Raw genomic sequence first — 20106 nt, 5'->3', positions numbered from 1 at the left:
GGAGGGGCAGGTCGGACATGATGGGGCTCGGAACGGCGCCGGCGGAAAACGCTGCGAAGGCGGGCCTGCCGCGCCATGTCGCCATCATCATGGACGGCAACGGACGGTGGGCCCGCCAGCGCGGACTGCCGCGTGCCGAAGGGCACAGGCGCGGCGTGCAGTCGATCCGCGACGTCGTTGGACACGCCAGGTCGATCGGTCTCGAGTGGCTGACCGTCTTCGGCTTCTCCTCGGAAAACTGGTCTCGGCCGGCTGAAGAGGTCAGCGAGCTGATGGGGCTCCTGAAACTGTTCATCCGCCGCGATCTCGCCGAGTTGACGCGCGGCAACGTCCGTGTGCGCGTGATCGGCGGCCGCGACAATCTGTCCGGCGACATAGCCGCCCTGCTGATCGAGGCAGAGCAGAAGACGGCGGGCAACACCGGTCTCAATCTCGTCATTGCCTTCAACTATGGCAGTCGTGACGAGATCGCACGGGCGACGAAGGCTCTTGCCCGCGAGGTGGCTTCAGGTCGCCTCGACGCCGATGAGATCACCGCCGATCTCGTTGCGGCGAAACTCGACACTGCCGGCATGCCCGACCCGGATCTCATTATCCGCACAAGTGGCGAACAGCGGCTTTCCAACTTCCTGCTGTGGCAGGCCGCGTACGCCGAGTTCGTTTTCGTTCCCGACTATTGGCCGGATTTCGATGGCGCCGCGTTCGACCGGGCGATCACCGAGTATCTCGGCCGCGAACGCCGCTTCGGCGGATTGTCCCAGAAAGACGAGGCCCGATGAACGCGCCGACCCCCGAGCACGGCAAAACCAACTCCGAGCTCGCCCTGCGTCTGCTGTCGGCCGTCGTGCTCGCGGTGGCGACCATCGCCGCGCTCTGGGCCGGTGGTTGGGTTTTCGCCGCGCTCGCCGCTGTCGCCGCCGTGCTGATCCTACGTGAATGGATGGCCATGAGCGGGCCGTTCTCCTTCCGGGCGGCGCCTTGGGCCTTGATGGCTTTCGTCGCCGTCACCGTGATGACGGGGCGCGACGAACCGTTGCAGTCTCTCGGCTTCACCGCGCTCGTGGCGGCCGCGTTGCTTCTGGCGCGCGTCACTGAGCCGCGCGTGGCTTGGTTGTCGCTTGGAATCCTCTATGCCGGCGCGCCGGCGGTGGCTGCCGTCGCGCTGCGGGGGGAGGACATGTTCACCTTCGCCTCGACCGGAGCGGTCGCGGTGATTTTCGTCTTTGCCGTCGTCTGGTCCACCGATACGGCCGCGTACTTTGCCGGCCGGCTGATCGGCGGCCCCAAGCTGGCGCCGCGCTTCTCGCCGAAGAAAACCTGGTCGGGCGCTCTCGGTGGGGCGTTTGCCGGAGTTGTCGTCGGGTGTCTGGTGGTTGTGGCGGCCGGTGTGAGCGTGAGCGTCGTGCTGGTACTGATCGCGCTGCTCCTGTCGGCCGTGGGGCAGGTGGGAGACCTTGCCGAGTCCGCCATGAAGCGACACTTCGGCGTAAAGGATTCGGGCGTCCTGATTCCCGGGCACGGCGGCATCATGGATCGCGTCGACGGCCTCGTTGCCGCGCTCGCCGTCGCGGCTGCGATCGGCCTTGGGCGAGATTGGCTTTCGGGCGGTGGCATCGCCGCCGGCCTTCTCATCTGGTGATGGCAATGACATCGACTATGGAGGCGGGGGGCAGAGGCGAAGCTGCGTGGGGGCAGGCACCGCGTCGGTTGTCCATTCTCGGCACCACCGGATCGATCGGTCTCAACGTTCTGGACCTGGTAGCCACCGAGCCCGGCCGCTTCGAGATCGAGGCGCTGACCGCCGGTCGAAACGCGCGTGAACTTGCCGAGCTTGCCATTCGTTTTTCCGCTCGGATTGCCGTGGTTGCCGATCCCTCCTCCTATGCGGAGCTTCGCGACCGCCTCGCCGGCACCGGCATCGAAGCGGCAGCTGGCGCAGAGGCCATCGCTTCCGCAGCTGCCCGACCGACCGACATCCTCGTATCGGCGATCGTCGGCTTTGCCGGTCTCGCGCCCAGCCTTGCCGCGCTCGGCGCCACGCGGACGCTCGCGCTGGCCAACAAAGAGACGCTGGTCTCCGCCGGCCCGCTGTTCCTGGCGACGGCAGAGCGTGCCGGCACACGCATTCTGCCGGTGGACAGCGAACACAACGCCATCTTCCAGGTCTTCGAGACCGACAATGCCCCGAACGTGTCCGAGGTGATCATCACCGCGTCCGGTGGACCCTTTCTGCGGACGCCGAAACCGGAGCTTGCCGCTGTTACGCGCGACATGGCGCTCAAGCACCCCAAGTGGAGCATGGGGCCGAAGATCACGATCGATTCAGCGACCCTGATGAACAAGGGGCTGGAGCTGATCGAGGCTTACCGGCTCTACCCCGTTTCGGTTGATCAGCTCTCGGTGCTGGTGCATCCTCAGTCGGTCGTGCATGGCCTCGTTCGCTACAAGGACGGCTCGCTGCTTGCCGAACTCGGTGTTCCCGACATGCGTACGCCGATCGGTTACTGCCTTGCCTGGCCGGAGCGCCGGCCGACGACGGTCAAGCCGCTCGACCTCGCGACGGTGGGGACGCTGACCTTCGAAGCGCCCGATCGCGATCGGTTTCCCTGTTTGCCTCTGGCCGAGGCGGCGATGCGGCGCGGGGACGGCGCTCCTTGCGTGCTCAATGCCGCCAATGAGGTTGCCGTCGAGGCTTTCCTCGCCGGCCGAATCGGTTTCCTGGATATCGCGCGCGTCGTCGAGGCGGCTCTTGCCGGGATTGACGCGAAGGGCGGACTGTCCGAGCCCTCGTCCTTGCTTGCAGCGACCGAGCTCGACGGTTGGGCTCGCAAGATCGCCCTGGCCTGCCTATAGTGGGGGCGGATGAGGGGCTGCTTTAGGCCGTCGTCGACCGAGGCGGGCAGGATCACGAGAGGATGAAGCATTGAGTTTTCTCGCGGCAACCGGTGGCACCCTGATCGGAACGGTGATTCCCTTCCTGGTCGTGCTGACCGTGGTGGTCTTCGTTCACGAGCTTGGGCATTTCTGGGTGGCGCGTCGGGCTGGCGTCGCCGTTAGCGTTTTCTCGATCGGTTTCGGTCCTGAGCTTCTGGGGCGAACCGATCGCAAGGGGACGCGCTGGAAGCTCTCGGCGATTCCGCTCGGTGGCTATGTGCGCTTCATCGATGACGCCAACGTCGCCAGCCAGCCGGGCGAAAAGTCGTCCGACCCGGGGGCATTCCAGTCGAAGGGGCTAGCCGCCCGCGCCGCCGTGGTGGCCGCCGGGCCGGCCGCCAACTTTCTGTTCGCGATCGCCGTGCTTGCCGTCCTTTTCTACGCTTTCGGCAAGCCGATGATCGCTCCGATCGCCGGCGCCGTCGAACCGGGCAGCCCAGCGGCGGAGGCCGGTTTTCTGCCGGGGGACCGCATCCTCGCCATCGACGGTGGTCCCGTCGAGAGCTTCGCCGACATCCAGCGCGTGGTCATGCTGCAAAACGGGGTCGAGTTGGCCATCGACATCGATCGCTCCGGCACTCGCCTGACATTGCACGCCACGCCGCGCTCGCGAGAGATTGTCGACGGCTTTGGCGAGAAGCAGATCGTGCCGGTGCTCGGCTTGAGGCAGACCAATCCCACTGTAGAGTTGCGAAGCTTCGGACCGGTCGGTGCGGTTCGCGAAGCCGCTCGCGAAACGTGGTCGATCGTTGACAGTACCTTGTCGTCCGTCGCGGGCATGTTCTCGGGACGAACCTCCACGACACAGATCAGCGGTCCGATCGGCATCGCCCGCGTCAGCGGTCAGGTGGCGGCGCTGGGTCTGATACCACTCATTAACCTTGCTGCTATTCTGTCGATTTCGATCGGTCTCATTAACCTCTTCCCAATTCCCATGCTGGACGGTGGACATCTGGCGTTCTACGCGATCGAAGCGCTGCGCGGACGTCCGCTGCCGGAGCGAGCCCAAGAGATCGGCTTCGGCATCGGCTTCGCTATCGTCTTGGGGCTGATGGCCTTTGGCGTACTCAACGATATAGCCAAGATCGCATCGGGTTAGGCCTCGCTCGTGACCTTCGGGTCACGCACGACATGGAAAACGGCACCACTCATGGCAAGGTCGCTTGCGCATCGTGGCAAAGACTGTAAAAACCTCTTGATCGGAATCTGTAACAAGGGTTCCCAATCGGCTCTGGCCGCAGAAACTCGGGTACGTGATTAAATGCGCTCATTCAAAGAATGGACGAAAGTCGTCGCCGCCTCCGCTGCCTTGCTCGTCGCGGCACCTTTGTGGGGCGGATTTGTGCCGGAGTTGGGCGCAATTTCAGTAGCTGAGGCTGCAACTGCGGGGCGGGTGACCGTCGTCGGCAACACGCGCGTCGAACCTGAGACGATCGCGGCTTACATCAAGGGGACGCCCGGACGCCCGCTGAGCCCGGCTCAGGTCGACGAATCGATCAAGGCGTTGTTTGCGACCGGCATGTTCTCCGATGTGCAGATCAGCCAGTCCGGCGGTCGGGTCACCGTAAAGGTCGTCGAGAACCCGGTGATCGCCCGCGTTGCCTTTGAGGGTAACGACGTCCAGTCCGACGAAATGCTGAAGGGCGCCATCGAACTGCAGCCACGTTCGGTGCTGACGCAGGGCAAGGTCGAGTCCGATACCCAGCGCATTCTTGAACTCTATCGTCGCACCGGCCGCTACGATGCGACGGTCGAGCCCAAGCAGGTCGATCTCGGCAAGGGGCGCGTGGATCTCATTTTCCAGATCAACGAGGGGCCGCGTACCGAGGTCAGCCAGATCACGTTTGTCGGCAACAAGGCCTACTCCGACTACCGTCTGTCGAGCATCATCTCCACCAAGGAATCCGGCCTTTTCGGCTGGATCAAGACGTCCGACACCTATACGCCCGAGAAGCTGAGCGCCGATCAGGAAGCGTTGCGTCGCTTCTACTACAATCATGGTTATGCGGACTTCCGCGTGGTCTCGGCCACCGCCGATTTCGATCGTCAGCAGAACTCGTTTTTCCTGACCTTCACGGTCGATGAGGGAGAGCGCTACAAGTACGGCGACGTCAAGGTCGAGACGACGTTGCCGGATCTCAACGCGGACGATCTCAGGGCACTGACCCTGACGCGTTCGGGAGACACCTACTCTGCCGCCGAGGTTGACAAGTCTCTCGAGGCAATCACCACGGCCGTCGCAGCCAAGGGCTATGCCTTTGTGCAGGTGCGGCCACGCGGCGATCGTGACTACGCCAATCGCACCATTGCCGTGACCTATTTCGTCGATGAAGGTGCTCGCGCCTACATCGAGCGCATCAATATCATCGGCAACGACCGCACCCGTGATTACGTGATCCGCCGTGAGTTCGATATCGGCGAGGGTGACGCCTATAATCAGGTTCTGATCGAGAAGGCCGAGCGCCGGCTGAAGAATCTGGGTTACTTCCAGAATGTTCGCATCTGGTCGGAGCAGGGGTCCTCGGTTGACAAGGTGATCGTCAACGTTCAGGTCGACGACAAGCCGACCGGTGAGGTGAGCATCGGCGCCGGTTACTCCACGTCGAACGGCATCCTCGCCGAGCTGTCGTTGACCGAGAAGAACTTCCTTGGTCGCGGTCAGTATGTGCGCGCTTCGGTGTCGAAGGGCATCACGACCGACGGCAAGAGCGGCGACTCGTCCTACGAGCTGTCGTTCACCGAGCCCTATCTGTTCGATCGTCGTCTCGAGGGTGGCTTCGACGTCTACCGCCGCAACTACAGCGACGGTGACGATGGCGTGCATCCCTATGACGAGACGAACACCGGCGGCAAGATTCGCTTTGGTGTGCCGCTCAACGACGACACGTCCTTGGGTCTCTTCTACGAGGGATACCAGCAGGAGATCAGCGACGTTCAGTCGGCCTACAGCTCGTTCGTCACGCCTGGTGATCGCTTCATCTCGATCGTCGGCGCGAGCCTGACCTACAACACGGTCGACGACTATGCCTTCCCGCGCAACGGCATCTATGCTCAGATCAAGCAGGAGTTCGCCGGCGTTGGTGGCGACGCGACCTTCCTGCGGACAACCGGCCGCGCCGAGTACTACAAGGAGCTGGTGGAAGACTGGGATCTCATCGGACATCTCGGTGCCAAGGGCGGTGCCATGTTCGGTATGGACGGGGATCTCGATTACATCGACCAATTCCAGGTGGGCGGTTCCATCATCCGCGGCTTTGAGGCCAATGGTATCGGACCCCGCGACACCTCTGGTTACGCGCTCGGCGGTCGGTATTTCTTTGCGGCGAGTGCCGAGACCATCTTCCCGGTTCCGTTCGTTCCGCAGGAATATGGCTTCTGGGGGTCGCTGTTCGCCGACGCCGGAACGCTCTGGTCGTCCGACAAGACGACGGCCAGTGCCGACAACGACCTTGCCTTGCGCGCTTCGGTCGGTGCTGGTCTGGTTTGGCAGTCGCCGTTCGGCTTGCTGCGTGCCGACTTCGCCTATCCGGTCATGAAGGAAGATACGGACAGGACCCAGGTGTTCCGCTTCTCGGGCGGCACCAAGTTCTGACCTCGTTTCATCGCAAATCGTCAGCCGCCGCGCCACAAGCGCGGCGGTTTCGTTTTGGCCAGGGCCTGCGTTAGCTCTGCATCGGCTTCCGGGCGATTGTGGCGCCTCGAATGACGGGCAAGGATGCAGTCTGATCTTCACACACCCGGCTTTCATTGAGGATTCTGGGCGTCCCATCGGTTGACACCGCCTCGAAGCAATGGCTAATGCCTTCCGTTCCGGTGACATCGCAGCCGGCCGCAACGGCGAGCCGGGCGGCCGCAGAGCCAGTGGTGTGTCAGCCGAAACGAAGAAGGAAGGCGTGCGTCCAGCGCGGTTCGTGACCGGCAGGGACGAGCGAGTGTTGTCATGACCGATCCAGTGTTCTTCGTGCCGTCCGGCCCGCTCAAACTGGCCGAGGTGGCGCGCATTGCGGGTGGAGAAGTTGCGCGGGGCGACGTCGAGATCGCCATCGGCCGCGTGGCGCCGCTCGATCAGGCTGGCCCAGGCGATCTTTCCTTCCTCGACAACCCCCATTACGTCGCGTCCTTCCGCGAGACGAAGGCCTCCGTCGTCATCTGCTCGGCCGCCCACGTCGCCGATGCCCCTGAGGGCGCGGCCGTCGTTGTGGCTCAGCAGCCCTATCGGGCGATGGCGATGATCATGCAGGCGCTGTTCCCCGACGCCTTCCGTCTGAAAGGGCCGTTCGGCGAAGCGGGGATCTCGTCGGCAGCGAACGTGCATCCCACGGCGCGTCTCGAAGAGGGGGTCACCATCGAGCCGGGCGCCGTGATCGGCGCGGGCGCGGAGATCGGCGCAGGGAGCGTGGTGTCGGCCAATGCCGTTGTCGGTCGGGGCGTCCGTTTCGGTCGCGATGGATACATCGGGGCCGGTGTGACGCTTCAATACGCACTTGTCGGCAATCGGGTCATCATTCACCCCGGCTCGCGCATCGGCCAGGACGGCTTTGGTTTTGCGATGGGGCCGCGCGGTCACCTCAAGGTGCCCCAGATCGGCCGGGTCGTGATTCAGGACGACGTCGAGATCGGCGCCAACGTGACCATCGATCGCGGCTCCAATCGGGACACGGTGATCGGCGAGGGCACCAAGATCGATAACGGCGTTCAGATCGGACACAACGTCGAGGTCGGCCGGCATTGCGTGCTGGTGGCTCAGGTTGGCATCTCCGGCTCGACGCAGCTCGAGGATTTCGTGGCGATCGGCGGTCATACGGGGCTTGCCGGTCACATTCGCATTGGAATGGGCGCCCAGATTTCGGGCGGCGCCATGGTGAAGGACAGCATTCCCGCGGGGACGCGCTACGTCGGCAACCCGGCGAAGCCGATTCGGGAGTGGACCAAGGAACAGATGGCCCTGAAGAGGGCCGTGAAGCAGGCGACGGGAAGGGACGAAACGTGAGCGAAACCGACACCGCAACGGCACCGGCCGAAGCCGGAACGCCAACCAAGGGCACCCTGGGAGTCATGGACATCCAGGCGCTCCTGAAGGCTTTGCCGCACCGCTATCCCTTCATGATGATCGACCGGATCATCGAGATCGACGGCGACAACTCGGCCATCGGCATCAAGAACGTCACCATCAACGAACCGCAGTTCCAGGGACATTTCCCCGACGCGCCGGTCATGCCCGGCGTGCTGATGATCGAGGGCATGGCCCAGACCGCCGGTGCCATCTGCGTCAACGCCACCGAGGGAATGGCGCCGAAGCTGGTCTACTTCATGACCATCGACAAGGTGAAGTTCAGGAAGCCGGTCGGCCCTGGCGACGTGGTGGAATATCACGTTCGCAAGATGAAAAAGCGCGCCAACATGTGGTGGTTCGAGGCGACCGCCATCGTCGGTGGCACCAAAGTCGCCGAGGCCGAACTCAGCGCCATGCTGGTGAACGCCTGACAGACTGCCGCCACGTTGCCGCGTCGTAATACGCTGAAACATTAATTGCAGCCTTTCCCCAGGCAACGGAAGCTATAGGGAAGCGAGCGGCTTGCTGTCGCTTTGCCACCGAGGATCACCTGCATGCCCACCATCCATCCCACCGCTGTGGTCGATCCGGCCGCCGAGATCGGAAACGACGTCAGCATCGGCCCTTTCAGCGTGGTCGGGCCCAACGTGCGGCTGGGCGAAGGCGTCGTGTTGCACGCGCACACGGTGGTGGATGGCCGCACGACGCTGGGCGACGGCGTCACCGTGTTCCCGCACGCTACGGTGGGCATGGTGCCGCAGGACCTCAAGTACCGGGGCGAGCCGAGCCGTCTTGAGGTCGGCGAGCGGACAGTCATTCGCGAGTGCGTGACGCTGCATCTCGGGACCGAGGGGGGCGGCATGCTGACGCGCGTCGGCTCCGGCTGCCTTCTTATGGCCAACGCCCATGTCGCCCACGATTGCGTGGTTGGCAACAACGTCATTCTGGTCAACTGTGCCACGCTCGGCGGCCATGTCCACATCGGCGACAACGCCATTCTGGGTGGTCTCAGCGCCGTGCACCAGTGGGTTCGCATAGGCGAGGGCGTGATGGTCGGCGGAATGACCGGCGTCGAGAACGACATCATTCCCTTCGGCATCGTCACCGGCAACCGTGCCCGTCTTGGCGGCCTGAACCTCGTCGGTCTAAGGCGCGCCAATTACCCCCGCGACGACATCCATGCGTTGCGCAACGCCTACAAGCTGCTGTTCGAAGGTGATGACCCACTGTCCGTGCGCCTCGACCGTGTCGTGGAGACCCATGGCGGCAGCCAGTTGGTCGATCGCATGGTCGAGTTCATTCGGGCGGGTGGCGATCGCGCCATCTGTACGCCGAGAAGCCGGGACGGCGAGGGCGAATGAGCCGGGCGACCGCTTCCGACCGCCCGACCCTGGGCATCATAGCTGGCGGCGGCGGCGTTCCCGTCGTCGTGGCGCGGGCGGCCGAGGCGGCTGGAAGACCAGTCGTCTTGTTCGGTATCGTCGGCGAGGCCGACCTCGACATCGAAGCCTTTCATCACCATTGGCTGCGCTGGGGCGAAATCGGCCGTCTCTTCGATCTCATGGCGCGTGAGCGCGTCGGCGAAGTCGTGATCTGTGGCGCCGTCAACCGGCCGGATTTCTCGGCGATTAGAGTTGATCTCGGCGCCGTCCTGAGCCTGCCGAAGATTCTGTCGCTGATGGTCGGCGGCGACGACACCGTGCTGAAGAACGTCGTTCGCTTTCTTGAGGATCGCGGCTACCGCGTTGTCGGCGCCCATCAGGTCGCACACGAACTGGTTGGCGGTAGCGGCAATCTGGGGCGCATCAAGCCCAGCGACGATGCCGAGGCGGATATCGTCAAGGGCATCGAGGCGTCGTTATCGCTCGGTCGTCTGGATATCGGGCAGGCCGTCGTGGCGATTTCGGGCCGGGTCATCGCGGTCGAAGGCATCGAGGGCACGGACGAACTCCTGCAGCGCGTGGCCGACCTCAGGAAGCGCGGCCGCCTCAAGGCGGCACACCGTTCCGGCGTGTTGGTGAAAGCGGCCAAACCGCAGCAGGATCTGCGCGTCGACCTGCCGACCATCGGTCCCAGGACGGTCGAGATGGCGGTGGCCGCGGGGCTGGCGGGCATCGTCGTGGAGTCCGGCCGGGTCATGATCGTCGATCGGCCTGCCACAGTCGCCGCGGCGGATGCGGCCCGCTTGTTCCTGCAGGTTCGATCTTTTCCGGACGGTGCGTCATGACTGAAGGTTCGCCGCTCCGCGTCGCCATCGTCGTCGGCGAGGAGTCCGGCGATCAGCTCGGCGCGCGGTTGATGGCGGCGTTGAAGCGGCTGTCGATGCGCCCGGTCGAGTTCTTCGGTGTCGGCGGCGACCGGATGGCCGCCGATGGTATGCCGAGCCTGTTCTCCCTGCACGACATTGCGGTCATGGGCTTTGGCCCGGTCGTCAAAAGGCTGCCGCTCATTCAGCTTCGTACCGCCGAGACGGCCGGCGCCGTCATTGCAGGCCGGCCGGACGTGTTGGTGATCATCGACAGCCCGGATTTCACCCACCGCGTGGCGCACGATGTTCGGGCCGCACTGCCGAACTTGCCCATCGTCGACTATGTATGCCCTTCCGTATGGGCTTGGCGGCCGAACAGAGCCCGCAGGATGGCGTCTTACGTCGATCATGTGCTGGCGCTCCTTCCGTTCGAACCGGCCGCCCTGGAACGTCTGAAGGGTCCTGAGGCGACCTACGTCGGTCACCCGTTGATCGATAGGCCGGAACTGCTCACCGCCGCTCCTGGGGAACGCCCTCCGCTGGCAGACGGTGCGCCGCCGACGCTGCTGGTGCTTCCGGGCAGCCGCTCCGGCGAGATCGACCGGATGCTGGCGCTATACGGACGGGTTCTGGATGTGTTGTCGGCTCGCGGTGTCGTCTTTCGTCCCGTGCTGCCGGCCGTTGAACGCCTCAGGGCGCGCATCGAGGAAGAAACGTCCGGATGGGCAGTGCGCCCGCAGGTCGTCACCGGCGAGGCAACCAAGTGGGCTGCCTTCCGATCGGCTCACGCGGCGCTTGCGACCTCCGGCACGGTGACGCTGGAACTGGCGCTCGCCGGTGTGCCGAGCGTGATCGCCTATGCGCGCGATCCGCTCTTCCGTCTGGTGTCCGAAGTTGCCCGTCGCATTCCGGGGCTGGTCAACATCAGCATGTTCGGTCTCGCCAACATCATTCTCGGGGAGAAGGCGAGCCCGGAGTTTCTCGACCCCGATCTTGCGCCCGAGCGGCTTGCCGATGCGCTGGCGCCGCTTCTGTCCGAGACGACAGCCCGTGCCGAGCAGCTTGCCGCCTTTGCGCGCCTGCGCGACATGATGGCCTTGCCGGATGGAAGACCGGCGGCCGACACGGCGGCGGACGTGGTGCTTCGGCTCGCCACGCGCTGAAGACGCTTTACGCTCCAAGCAAAAACCCCCGGCATTGCTGCCGGGGGCGATTGATTGTCTTGCGCGAACAGCGCTGAGCCTCAGTCGCGCTTGTCGTACTCCACATAGTCGCGCTGCGGCGCGCCGATGTAGAGCTGGCGCGGACGGCCGATCTTCTGGCTCGGATCCTCGACCATTTCCTTCCACTGGGCGATCCAGCCGACGGTACGGGCGACGGCGAACAGCACGGTGAACATCGAGGTCGGGAAGCCCATCGCCTTCAGGGTGATGCCCGAATAGAAGTCGATGTTCGGGTAGAGCTTCTTCTCGATGAAATACTCGTCGCTGAGCGCGATCCGCTCCAGCTCGACGGCCACGTCGAGCAGCGGGTCATCCTTGATGCCGAGCGTCTCAAGCACCTCATGGCAGGTCTGCTGCATGATCTTGGCGCGCGGATCGTAGTTCTTGTAGACGCGATGACCGAAGCCCATCAGGCGGAACGGGTCGTTCTTGTCCTTGGCGCGAGCGATATACTCGGGGATTCGATCAACCGACCCGATCTCGGCCAGCATGTTGAGCGCCGCCTCGTTGGCCCCGCCATGGGCCGGTCCCCAAAGACAGGCGATGCCGGCGGCGATGCAGGCGAACGGGTTGGCGCCCGACGAACCGGCAAGACGCACCGTCGAGGTCGAGGCATTCTGCTCGTGATCGGCATGGAGCGTGAAGATGCGATCCATGGCCTGGGCGAGAATGGGGTTGACCTTGTACTCTTCGGCCGGAACGGCGAAGCACATGTGCAGGAAGTTCGCCGCGTAATCGAGGTCGTTCTTCGGGTGAATGAACGGCTGGCCGATCGAATACTTGTAAGCCATGGCGGCGATCGTCGGCATCTTGGCGATCATTCGATGCGAGGCGATCATCCGCTGGTGCGGATCGGAAATGTCGATCGAGTCGTGATAGAAGGCCGACAACGCACCGACCGTACCGACCATCACCGCCATCGGGTGGGCGTCACGACGATAACCCTGGAAGAAGCGGGTCATCTGCTCGTGGATCATGGTGTGGCGGGTGATGTGGCGATCGAATTGCTCCTTCTGCGCATGGGTCGGCAGTTCGCCGTAGAGCAGGAGGTAGCAGGTTTCGAGATAGTCGCCCTTGAGCGTCAACTGTTCGATCGGGTAGCCGCGATAGAGCAGCACGCCCTTGTCGCCGTCGATATAGGTGATCTTGGATTCGCAGGCGCCGGTCGACGTATAGCCCGGATCGTAAGTGAAGTGGCCGGTTTTGCCATAGAAGGTGGAGATGTCCATCACGCTCGGGCCGATGCTCGCGTCCTTGAGCGGGAACTCATAGGTCTTGTCATCGATGGTGACGGTCGCGTTCTTCGTGGTCATTCGGTCGGATCTCCAGCAGAGGTGATCGGGTGGACCAGGCCAATGAGGGGAAGGATAAAGCGCTTACGCTTACGTAAACTGCCGACCAACCTCCCAGTCGCATGTCGATCTTCACGTAGCGGAAAATCCCTACTCCGGCAAGCCGTCGAATTGGTGGTCAGACTTGCCATTTCGGCTGAGGTGCGGAACCGGGCCGTTGCCGGGGGAGTTATTGTTTCGGTGAGCTTTTTCACTCCGTGATGCTTGTCGCCTTGCTGAGTGGAGCAGGAAGCTTTCCACCTTCTGTCGTTTCACCTCGCAAGGAAGTGAAAGCCCCGCCGCGGCCGAGCCGGGCGGGGCTGATGATTTGCAGGCTTCCGGATCGATCAATCGGCCAGCACATCGCCGATGCGGCCGAGCGCCTCGTCTCGACCAAGCACCGCGAGCACGTCGAAGATCGGCGGCGAAGTCGTGCGCCCCGTGGCAGCGGCCCGAAGTGGCTGGGCCACTTTGCCGAGCTTGAGGCCGGTTTCCGTCGCGTAGGCGCGGACGACCTCCTCGGTGGCGGCGGCGGTCCAGTCCGGCAGCGCCTTGAGGCGCGGCAGCAGATCGCCGAGCGCGGCCTTTCCGGAAGCGTCAAGCAGTGCGGCGGCCTTCTCGTCGGGGACCAACGGCCGGCTGGCGAACAGGTAGCCGGCGTTGTCGATCAGTTCGAGGAGCGTCTTGGCGCGCTCCTTGAGACCGGGCATGGCGGCGGTCAGCTGCGCCTTCTTGCCGTCGTCGAGCTTCGCCTTCAGCTCCGCGCCGCCGGGAATGTGGTCAAGCAGGGCGACGATATGGCGCACCAGCTCGTCATCCGGCGTCTGGCGGATATAGTGGCCGTTGAGGTTCTCAAGCTTGCCGAAGTCGAAGCGTGACGGCGAACGGCCGATCCCCTCGAGGTCGAACAGGGCGACCATTTCGTCGGGGGAGAGAATCTCGGCATCGCCATGCGCCCAGCCCAGCCGAACGAGATAATTGCGAAGCGCGACAGGCAGGTAGCCCATGGCGCGATAAGCCTCGACGCCCAACGCGCCGTGACGCTTGGAGAGCTTGGCACCGTCCGGTCCGTGGATCAGCGGAATGTGCGCCACCTTCGGCATGTCCCAGCCGAGGGCATCGTAAATGATCTTCTGGCGCGCCGTGTTGGTCAGGTGGTCGTCGCCACGAATGATCTGGGTGACGCCCATGTCATGATCGTCGACGACCACCGCATGCATGTAGGTGGGCGTGCCGTCGGAACGCAGAATGATGAAATCGTCGAGATCCTTGTTGGGGAAGGTAACGGTGCCCTGAACCGCATCCTCGATCACCGTCTCGCCATCCAGCGGCGCCTTGATGCGCACCGACGGCTTGACGCCCTCAGGAGCCTCGGAAGCATCGCGATCCCGCCAGCGCCCGTCGTAGCGTGGCGGAAGACCGTTCGCCTTGGCGGTCTCGCGCATCTCGTTGAGCTCGTCGGGCGTGCAATAGCAATAATAGGCCTTGCCGGCCGCGACCAGTTCGCGCGCCACCTCGGCGTGACGATCGGCACGCTTGAACTGGGAGATCGGCTCGCCCTCCCAGGTGAGACCCAGCCAGGTCAGCCCGTCGATGATGGCGTCGACCGCAGCCTGCGTCGACCGTTCGCGATCGGTATCCTCGATGCGAAGCAGCATCTTGCCACCGTGCCGCTTGGCGTAGAGCCAGTTGAAGAGCGCCGTCCGCGCGCCTCCAATGTGCAGAAAACCGGTGGGGGACGGCGCAAAACGCGTGACGACGGGCGTGGACATCGACAATAGTTCCGAAAATACCAGGGTTGGCCCGGAAAGGACGGCGGATCGTCGTCGGCCGGACATGGCGTGGACGGCGTCTTACAGGAAAGCCGCGCGTTTCGCAAAATAAGATCGCGGCTTCGGCTGCGTGAACAACGAAATAGGCGGCGACTGTGACGGTCCGGACGGAGACGAGTATCGAGCGCCCCGCCCATGGTTGGTTGCCCATCGGCGCGCAATGGCGTCGCGCGGCCTCGGCCCTTCGGAAATCCTTTGCTCGCGATCTCGACGATGGGCGCGGTTTTCTCTGGTGGCCAGTCGCCGCCGCCGTCGGCGCGGCCATGTACTTCGCCCCGATAAGCGAGCCTTCCACCGTCGAGTTCGCGTTCGCCGGACTTGGCCTGACGGCTATGCTCGTGGTGATCGTCCGCCTGTCGCCGTCCGTGCCACTGCTGCCGATCCTCGTCTGCCTCGCCTGCGCCGGGTTCCTGCACGCGGCCCTGATGACCCGGCTTGCCGCCCATCCCGTGTTTCCCTTCGAGCGGACGGTGACGCTCCGCGGGCATGTCGTGGCCGTCGAGGACAGGGGAAAAGGCGCGGCGCGCCTCGTCGTCGTGCCAGCGGAGATCGAGCCCGCGCCTCGGGGAGGCATGCCGCCGCTCGTTCGCGTGACGACGCGCGGCGCGGCACCGATGCCTGGCGAGGCCGTGACGATGCTCGCGCGCCTCGCACCACCGATGCCGCCGCCTCTTCCCGGTGGCTACGATTTCGCGCGCGTCGCATGGTTCGCGGGCATCGGAGCCAGCGGTTTCTCTTATGGGAGCGTCAAATCGTGGCCGGAGGCCCCTCCACCCGGCTTGAAGTTCGCCATCCTCAGCGGCATCGAGACCTTGCGCACGTCCGCGGCGAAGCGCATTCGGCAAGCTCTCCCCGGCGATGCCGGAGCCATCGCGGCCGCCCTGATCGTCGGTGACCGTGCCGGCATATCCGCCCCGACCAATGAGGCCATGCGCATCGCCGGCATATCGCACGTGCTGTCGATCTCCGGCATGCACATGAGCTTGGTCGCGGCCTTCCTGTTCGGCGGGATCCGCCTCGTCCTGGCGTTGATTCCGCCACTGGCGCTCAATCTGCCGATCAAGAAGATCGCGGCCGCCCTGTCTATGCTGGGCACCGGCGCCTATTTTGTCATCTCGGGTATGGACGTGCCGGCGGAGCGCTCGATGATCGTTGTGGCGGTGTCGCTGATTGCCGTCCTGATCGACCGCCGCGCCCTGTCACTGAGGGTGGTAGCCGTTGCCGCCCTGATCACCCTGGCCTTCTCGCCGGAGGCGGTGATGGAGCCGGGCGCTCAAATGTCGTTTGCCGCCGTCGTGGCGCTGATGGCCGGGCTTGAGGCCTGGCGCTCCAGACGAGGCGAACCGGGAGACTCCGGCGATATCAGTTTGCTCGTCCGCACGGTGAGACGACTCGCGCTCTGGGGTATGGCCGCCTTGGCTGCGACGGTACTGGCTGGCTTCGCGACGCTGCCGATGGCGCTTTATCATTTCGGCCGCCTGGCGCCGCTGAGCATGATCGCCAACCTGGTGACCGAGCCGCTGGTGTCGTTCTTGATCATGCCGGCGGCGCTCGTTGCCGCGCTGGTGATGCCGCTCGGTCTCGAGGGGGTGCCGCTTGCCATCATGGGGTCCGGGATCGAAGGCATGATCGCCGTCGCGCGCACCGTCGCCGACTGGACCCCCGGCGGCGGTCTGTATGGCCGCCCCATGGGGTGGACCATGCTGGCCGTCGCGGCGGGCGGGCTCTGGATCTGTCTCTGGCGCGGCCGAAAACGTTGGCTGGGTCTCGCAACGATCCTCGTCGGCTTCGCCTTCGTTGCCGTCAGTGCGCCGCCCGATCTGATCGTCGCAGGAGACGGATCACTGGCCCTTGTCAGGGAAGAAAGCGGTGCCTGGCACAAGATTGGCCAGAAGGGTGGTTTCACGCTCGATGTGTGGATGGCGGCCTTGGGTATCGATCCGGCACGGCTGCCCTCGCTGGACGGCGACACGGCCTGCGACGCCGAGGCATGTTTCCTGAGCGCCGGGGAGGGACGCCCGGCAGTGTCTGTCGTCAGTCGACCGGTCGCTTTCGGTGACGATTGCGCGACCGCCGCCTTCGTGGTGTCCGGCCTGGAGGCGCCGCGGTGGTGTCGCCCGTCCGGCCTGCTCATCGACGGGCGTCGGCTCGCTTCGACCGGAACAGTGACCTACGACATCCGGATGGACGGCGACGGCGGTCTGCGTATCGAGGAGACCGGTCGCGTGCTCGGCAGCCCGTACCGGCCATGGCTTGCACCGGCACGCTGACGCTATGTCTCCTCGTCCGCCGCGGTGGCGAGCATCGCTTCGGTGCAGACGCGGTTGCGACCGGCCCGTTTGGCAAGATAGAGCGCCGTGTCGGCGCGTTCGATCAACGAAATGGCCGTATCGCCGGTGCGGTAGGTCGCCACTCCCACGGAAACGGTGACGAAGCCAAGCGTTTCGCCGGTCGATCGCTTCTTCAGCTCTTTCTCCTTGACGCTTTCCCGGATGCGCTCGGCCAGCGCTTCGGCCCGCGAAAGGCTGGCTTTCGGAAGGATGATGGCGAACTCCTCGCCACCGTACCGACATGCCAGGTGGTGCCCCTTGATCGCCTGCTTGACCGACAGGGCCACCAGACGCAGCACCTGGTCGCCGGTTTGGTGGCCGAAGCTGTCGTTGAACGACTTGAAGTTGTCGATGTCGGTAATGAGCAGGGAGAGAATGCCGTCCGTCTCGGCGGCATTGGCGACCGCCCGCTCGAGGGACTGGTCGAAATGCTTGCGGTTGGCAAGCGTCGTCAACTCGTCCGTCAACGTCTCGAAGCGAAGGGACTCCAGGCTTTCCTTGAGTTCGGAGATCTGCCGTTGACTGTCGGCGAGTTGTCCTTCGAGTTCGCGGTTGACCTTCTCCGTCTCTTGCGTGGCAACCAGAAGGTCACCGACAATGCCGCGAAGGCGCGAAAGGTCGGGCCCGGCGCTGAGCTCCGTCGACGCTTCGGATAAGGTTCCGGCGTAGTTGGTGTTGGCCGCGATCGTCTTGTTCATCGCGGCCATGACGCCATCGATCTCGCCGGAAATGCGGCCGCCGACATCCTCGATGCGATCGGACAGTCGCGAGGGCGAGATGAACTGGTTGTAGATGGCATGCAGCTCCGCCGTGTCGACGCGGCCTTTGCTGCGAAGAATGTCATTCACCGCCCGATTCAGGGCATGATTGAACCCCGCGCAGTAATTGTACCAGAGCTCATAGTTCCTCGGGTATGCGGCATTCTCGTTGCGCCGCAGTTGTGCCACGGCGGCCTCACCATAGCCAATCGTCCGCAGGAATTCTTCCCGGTGCGTCATGGTCTCCGCCCATCGCTCTTCGCGTGCCCTGTCATTTTGATAAACGGCAGGCATGAATTGAGCGTTAAGCAAAGGTGGACGCAATCGCTAAAGCTTGAGCTTTCCGCCTGGGACCCGTCACCCCGCGGCGATTTTTTCCGACCGACAAATGCGAAATGCCACACCGCGAAATGAAAGCGGCGGCCTGCAAGGCCGCCGCAAGAAGATTGAAACGCTGTGCGCGGGTCAGTTCGCCGACTTGGCGATGCGCACCGGCCTCAGCAGGAAAGCCGGCACATGGTCGCCAAGTCCGACCACGGCCGGACCGTCATCGGTGTCGCGGCGGGGCAGGGGACGCGGACGCTCTCCGGCGCGAACCGGTTGCCGAGACGCTGACCGCTCGGTCTTCGGCTCGCGGTCTTGCCTGGCTTCGCGTTCTGGGTTCGCCTCGCGTTCGGGGCGGGCTCCGCGGCTCCGGCTCGGACGTGGATAACTCTCGGCGGTAGCCTCGGACGTTTCCGACGACGTAGCGTCCTGCCGGGTGCGGCGCGAACGCGACGGCGCGCGGGCTTCGTCACCATCCGACGACTTGGGGCGCGACCGGCGCGGTTCCTTGCCCTCGGCGCTCTTGCGACCGCGAGACCGTTTGCGCGCCTCCGGATCGAACACGATCGGATCGCCGATCCACTCGATGTCGGTGGTGATCAGCTTCTCGATCGCCGACAGATGCTTCTCGTCGTCCTGAGTGATGATCATCACCGCCGTGCCCGAGCGGCCGGCTCGGCCGGTGCGACCGATGCGGTGAACGTAGTCCTCCGCGTGGATCGGCACGTCATAATTGAAGACGTGGCTGACATCGGGAATGTCGAGACCACGGGCGGCAACGTCGGATGCGACGAGCAGGGTCAGAGTGCCCTTCTTGAAGGCGTCGAGCGTTGCCATGCGGGCGCGCTGGTCCATGTCGCCATGCAGGGCGCCGACATTGAAACCGTGACGGACGAGGCTGCGGAACACCACGGCCACATCGCGCTTGCGGTTGCAGAACACGATGGCGTTCTTGAGGTCTTCGGCGGCGGCGATCTGGGCGCGCAGCGTCTCGCGCTTCTCGTAATCCTCGGTGCCGGAAACAACGAGGCGCTGAGCAACCGTCGTCGCGGCGCTCGCCGGCTTCGAAACCTCGACCTGCACGGGGTTGTTGAGGAAGTTCTCGGTCAGCGCCTGAATCTCCGGCGGCATGGTTGCCGAGAAGAACAGCGTCTGGTGATTCTTGGTGACCAGCTTGCAGATGCGTTCGATGTCGGGGATGAACCCCATGTCGAGCATTCGATCGGCCTCGTCGATGACGAGGATCTCGACGCCGGTCAACAGCAGACGGCCGCGCTCGAAATGGTCGAGCAGCCGGCCGGGCGTGGCGATCAGCACGTCGGCGCCGCGATCGAGCTTGCGGTTCTGGTCGTCGAACGACACGCCGCCGATCAGCAGCGCGATGTTGAGGTTGTTGTTGATCGAGTACTTGACGAAGTTCTCCTCGACCTGCGCTGCGAGCTCGCGCGTCGGTTCGAGGATCAGGGTTCGCGGCATCCGTGCACGTGCGCGGCCGTTCTCTAGGAGCGTCAGCATCGGCAGCACGAAAGCAGCGGTCTTGCCTGTGCCCGTCTGGGCAATGCCGATCACGTCTCGGCCGGCAACGGCATGCGGAATGGCTTCGGCCTGGATCGGCGTCGGAGTCGTATAGCCGGCCGCTTCAACGGCCGCCATTACGCTGGCGCTCAGTCCGAGATCAGAAAAATTCATGTGGTGTGCGGTCTCTTGGATAGGGGGATTCGAACACTGTGGGCAGGCGAATCCACGCGCTTCCAGATCAACTTGGAACGATCCGGATATGGTGGGAGACCATAGGTGGAATCGCCCGCATGTCAATCAATTCCTGCCGAATTGAGCGTTTATTGTTACTTCCGAGGTCATGGAAGCGATTTCGGAGCCTTTTGAGGCATGGTTTGCATGATGCTGCCATTGAGATGAACGCGGGGATCCCACCGGTACCCGTATTTCATCGGTCGATCTTCTTGAAGCCAACGCAAATCTACGCATCCTGTCCTCATGCGGCCTGAGCACCCGCTGATCAGGCTGAACCAACCCGATCGAAAAGCGGCTGCTCCCGCAGATGACCTGGAGCCT

The 20106-nt window shown here is 64.2% G+C and carries 15 protein-coding genes; 11 read left to right on the top strand and 4 right to left on the bottom strand.

Annotation, left to right across the window (positions count from 1 at the left end; genetic code table 11):
* Nucleotides 1-20: 20 nt before the first annotated feature.
* From M4J39_RS07410 to lpxB, 10 genes are all read left to right on the top strand, one after another.
* Nucleotides 21-779: an isoprenyl transferase gene (locus M4J39_RS07410; RefSeq protein ID WP_251727578.1), complete on the top strand. Its 759-nt coding sequence runs from the start codon at nt 21-23 to the stop codon at nt 777-779.
* Nucleotides 776-1639 carry a phosphatidate cytidylyltransferase gene (locus M4J39_RS07405; protein ID WP_251727179.1) on the top strand — a complete coding sequence of 288 codons (864 nt, stop codon included), beginning with the start codon at nt 776-778 and terminating at the stop codon, nt 1637-1639. Before M4J39_RS07410 ends, M4J39_RS07405 begins: the two co-directional genes overlap by 4 nt.
* Before the next feature lie 5 nt (nt 1640-1644).
* Nucleotides 1645-2853 carry a 1-deoxy-D-xylulose-5-phosphate reductoisomerase gene (dxr, locus tag M4J39_RS07400; RefSeq protein ID WP_251727178.1) on the top strand — a complete coding sequence of 403 codons (1209 nt, stop codon included), beginning with the start codon at nt 1645-1647 and terminating at the stop codon, nt 2851-2853.
* A 70-nt stretch (nt 2854-2923) separates the two neighbouring features.
* Complete coding sequence (rseP, locus tag M4J39_RS07395) at nt 2924-4033, top strand: RIP metalloprotease RseP (protein WP_251727177.1); 1110 nt, start codon at nt 2924-2926, stop codon at nt 4031-4033.
* 162 nt (nt 4034-4195) lie between these two features.
* Nucleotides 4196-6526 carry an outer membrane protein assembly factor BamA gene (gene bamA / locus M4J39_RS07390; RefSeq protein ID WP_251727176.1) on the top strand — a complete coding sequence of 777 codons (2331 nt, stop codon included), beginning with the start codon at nt 4196-4198 and terminating at the stop codon, nt 6524-6526.
* Nucleotides 6527-6874: 348 nt separating this feature from the next.
* A complete protein-coding gene (gene lpxD / locus M4J39_RS07385) occupies nt 6875-7924 on the top strand; it encodes a UDP-3-O-(3-hydroxymyristoyl)glucosamine N-acyltransferase (RefSeq protein WP_251727175.1) in 1050 nt (349 codons plus the stop codon).
* 65 nt (nt 7925-7989) lie between these two features.
* On the top strand, nt 7990-8418 hold the full coding sequence (fabZ, locus tag M4J39_RS07380; protein ID WP_251727577.1) for a 3-hydroxyacyl-ACP dehydratase FabZ: 429 nt from the start codon (nt 7990-7992) through the stop codon (nt 8416-8418).
* 123 nt (nt 8419-8541) lie between these two features.
* The gene (gene lpxA / locus M4J39_RS07375) at nt 8542-9348 is read left to right on the top strand and encodes an acyl-ACP--UDP-N-acetylglucosamine O-acyltransferase (protein ID WP_251727174.1); all 807 of its coding nucleotides are present in this window, start codon (nt 8542-8544) and stop codon (nt 9346-9348) included.
* Complete coding sequence (locus M4J39_RS07370; RefSeq protein ID WP_251727173.1) at nt 9345-10214, top strand: LpxI family protein; 870 nt, start codon at nt 9345-9347, stop codon at nt 10212-10214. The genes lpxA and M4J39_RS07370 overlap by 4 nt, the downstream gene beginning before the upstream one ends.
* Complete coding sequence (lpxB, locus tag M4J39_RS07365) at nt 10211-11398, top strand: lipid-A-disaccharide synthase (protein WP_251727172.1); 1188 nt, start codon at nt 10211-10213, stop codon at nt 11396-11398. Before M4J39_RS07370 ends, lpxB begins: the two co-directional genes overlap by 4 nt.
* A gap of 80 nt (nt 11399-11478) precedes the next feature.
* Here the strand turns inward: lpxB and gltA are convergent, their stop codons facing one another.
* Nucleotides 11479-12771: a citrate synthase gene (gene gltA, locus M4J39_RS07360; RefSeq protein WP_251727171.1), complete on the bottom strand. Its 1293-nt coding sequence runs from the start codon at nt 12769-12771 to the stop codon at nt 11479-11481.
* Nucleotides 12772-13136: 365 nt separating this feature from the next.
* Entirely contained in the window at nt 13137-14561 is a 1425-nt protein-coding gene (gene gltX / locus M4J39_RS07355; RefSeq protein ID WP_251727170.1) for a glutamate--tRNA ligase, read from the bottom strand.
* Nucleotides 14562-14716: 155 nt separating this feature from the next.
* Between gltX and M4J39_RS07350 the strand changes: the two genes are divergently transcribed.
* Nucleotides 14717-16891 carry a ComEC/Rec2 family competence protein gene (locus M4J39_RS07350; protein ID WP_251727169.1) on the top strand — a complete coding sequence of 725 codons (2175 nt, stop codon included), beginning with the start codon at nt 14717-14719 and terminating at the stop codon, nt 16889-16891.
* A gap of 2 nt (nt 16892-16893) precedes the next feature.
* Here M4J39_RS07350 and M4J39_RS07345 read toward each other — a convergent pair whose 3' ends face one another.
* Entirely contained in the window at nt 16894-17799 is a 906-nt protein-coding gene (locus tag M4J39_RS07345; protein WP_251727168.1) for a diguanylate cyclase, read from the bottom strand.
* Between the two features lie 375 nt (nt 17800-18174).
* Nucleotides 18175-19722, bottom strand: coding sequence for a DEAD/DEAH box helicase (locus M4J39_RS07340; protein WP_251727167.1), 1548 nt, complete (start codon nt 19720-19722; stop codon nt 18175-18177).
* Between the last annotated feature and the right edge of the window lie 384 nt (nt 19723-20106).

Source organism: Pleomorphomonas sp. NRK KF1, assembly GCF_023721755.1.
Lineage (GTDB): Bacteria > Pseudomonadota > Alphaproteobacteria > Rhizobiales > Pleomorphomonadaceae > Pleomorphomonas.
Note: the sequence above shows the minus strand (reverse complement) of the source record. Positions and strands in the feature narration are given on the sequence as shown.

Bases quoted from the DNA above. Each gene is read 5' to 3' on its own strand.
- M4J39_RS07410 (WP_251727578.1), top strand. From the start codon at position 21: ATGGGGCTCGGAACGGCGCCGGCGGAAAACGCTGCGAAGGCGGGCCTG.
- M4J39_RS07405 (WP_251727179.1), top strand. From the start codon at position 776: ATGAACGCGCCGACCCCCGAGCACGGCAAAACCAACTCCGAGCTCGCC.
- dxr (WP_251727178.1), top strand. From the start codon at position 1,645: ATGACATCGACTATGGAGGCGGGGGGCAGAGGCGAAGCTGCGTGGGGG.
- bamA (WP_251727176.1), top strand. From the start codon at position 4,196: ATGCGCTCATTCAAAGAATGGACGAAAGTCGTCGCCGCCTCCGCTGCC.
- lpxD (WP_251727175.1), top strand. From the start codon at position 6,875: ATGACCGATCCAGTGTTCTTCGTGCCGTCCGGCCCGCTCAAACTGGCC.
- fabZ (WP_251727577.1), top strand. From the start codon at position 7,990: ATGGACATCCAGGCGCTCCTGAAGGCTTTGCCGCACCGCTATCCCTTC.
- lpxA (WP_251727174.1), top strand. From the start codon at position 8,542: ATGCCCACCATCCATCCCACCGCTGTGGTCGATCCGGCCGCCGAGATC.
- M4J39_RS07370 (WP_251727173.1), top strand. From the start codon at position 9,345: ATGAGCCGGGCGACCGCTTCCGACCGCCCGACCCTGGGCATCATAGCT.
- lpxB (WP_251727172.1), top strand. From the start codon at position 10,211: ATGACTGAAGGTTCGCCGCTCCGCGTCGCCATCGTCGTCGGCGAGGAG.
- gltA (WP_251727171.1), bottom strand. From the start codon at position 12,771: ATGACCACGAAGAACGCGACCGTCACCATCGATGACAAGACCTATGAG.
- gltX (WP_251727170.1), bottom strand. From the start codon at position 14,561: ATGTCCACGCCCGTCGTCACGCGTTTTGCGCCGTCCCCCACCGGTTTT.
- M4J39_RS07340 (WP_251727167.1), bottom strand. From the start codon at position 19,722: ATGAATTTTTCTGATCTCGGACTGAGCGCCAGCGTAATGGCGGCCGTT.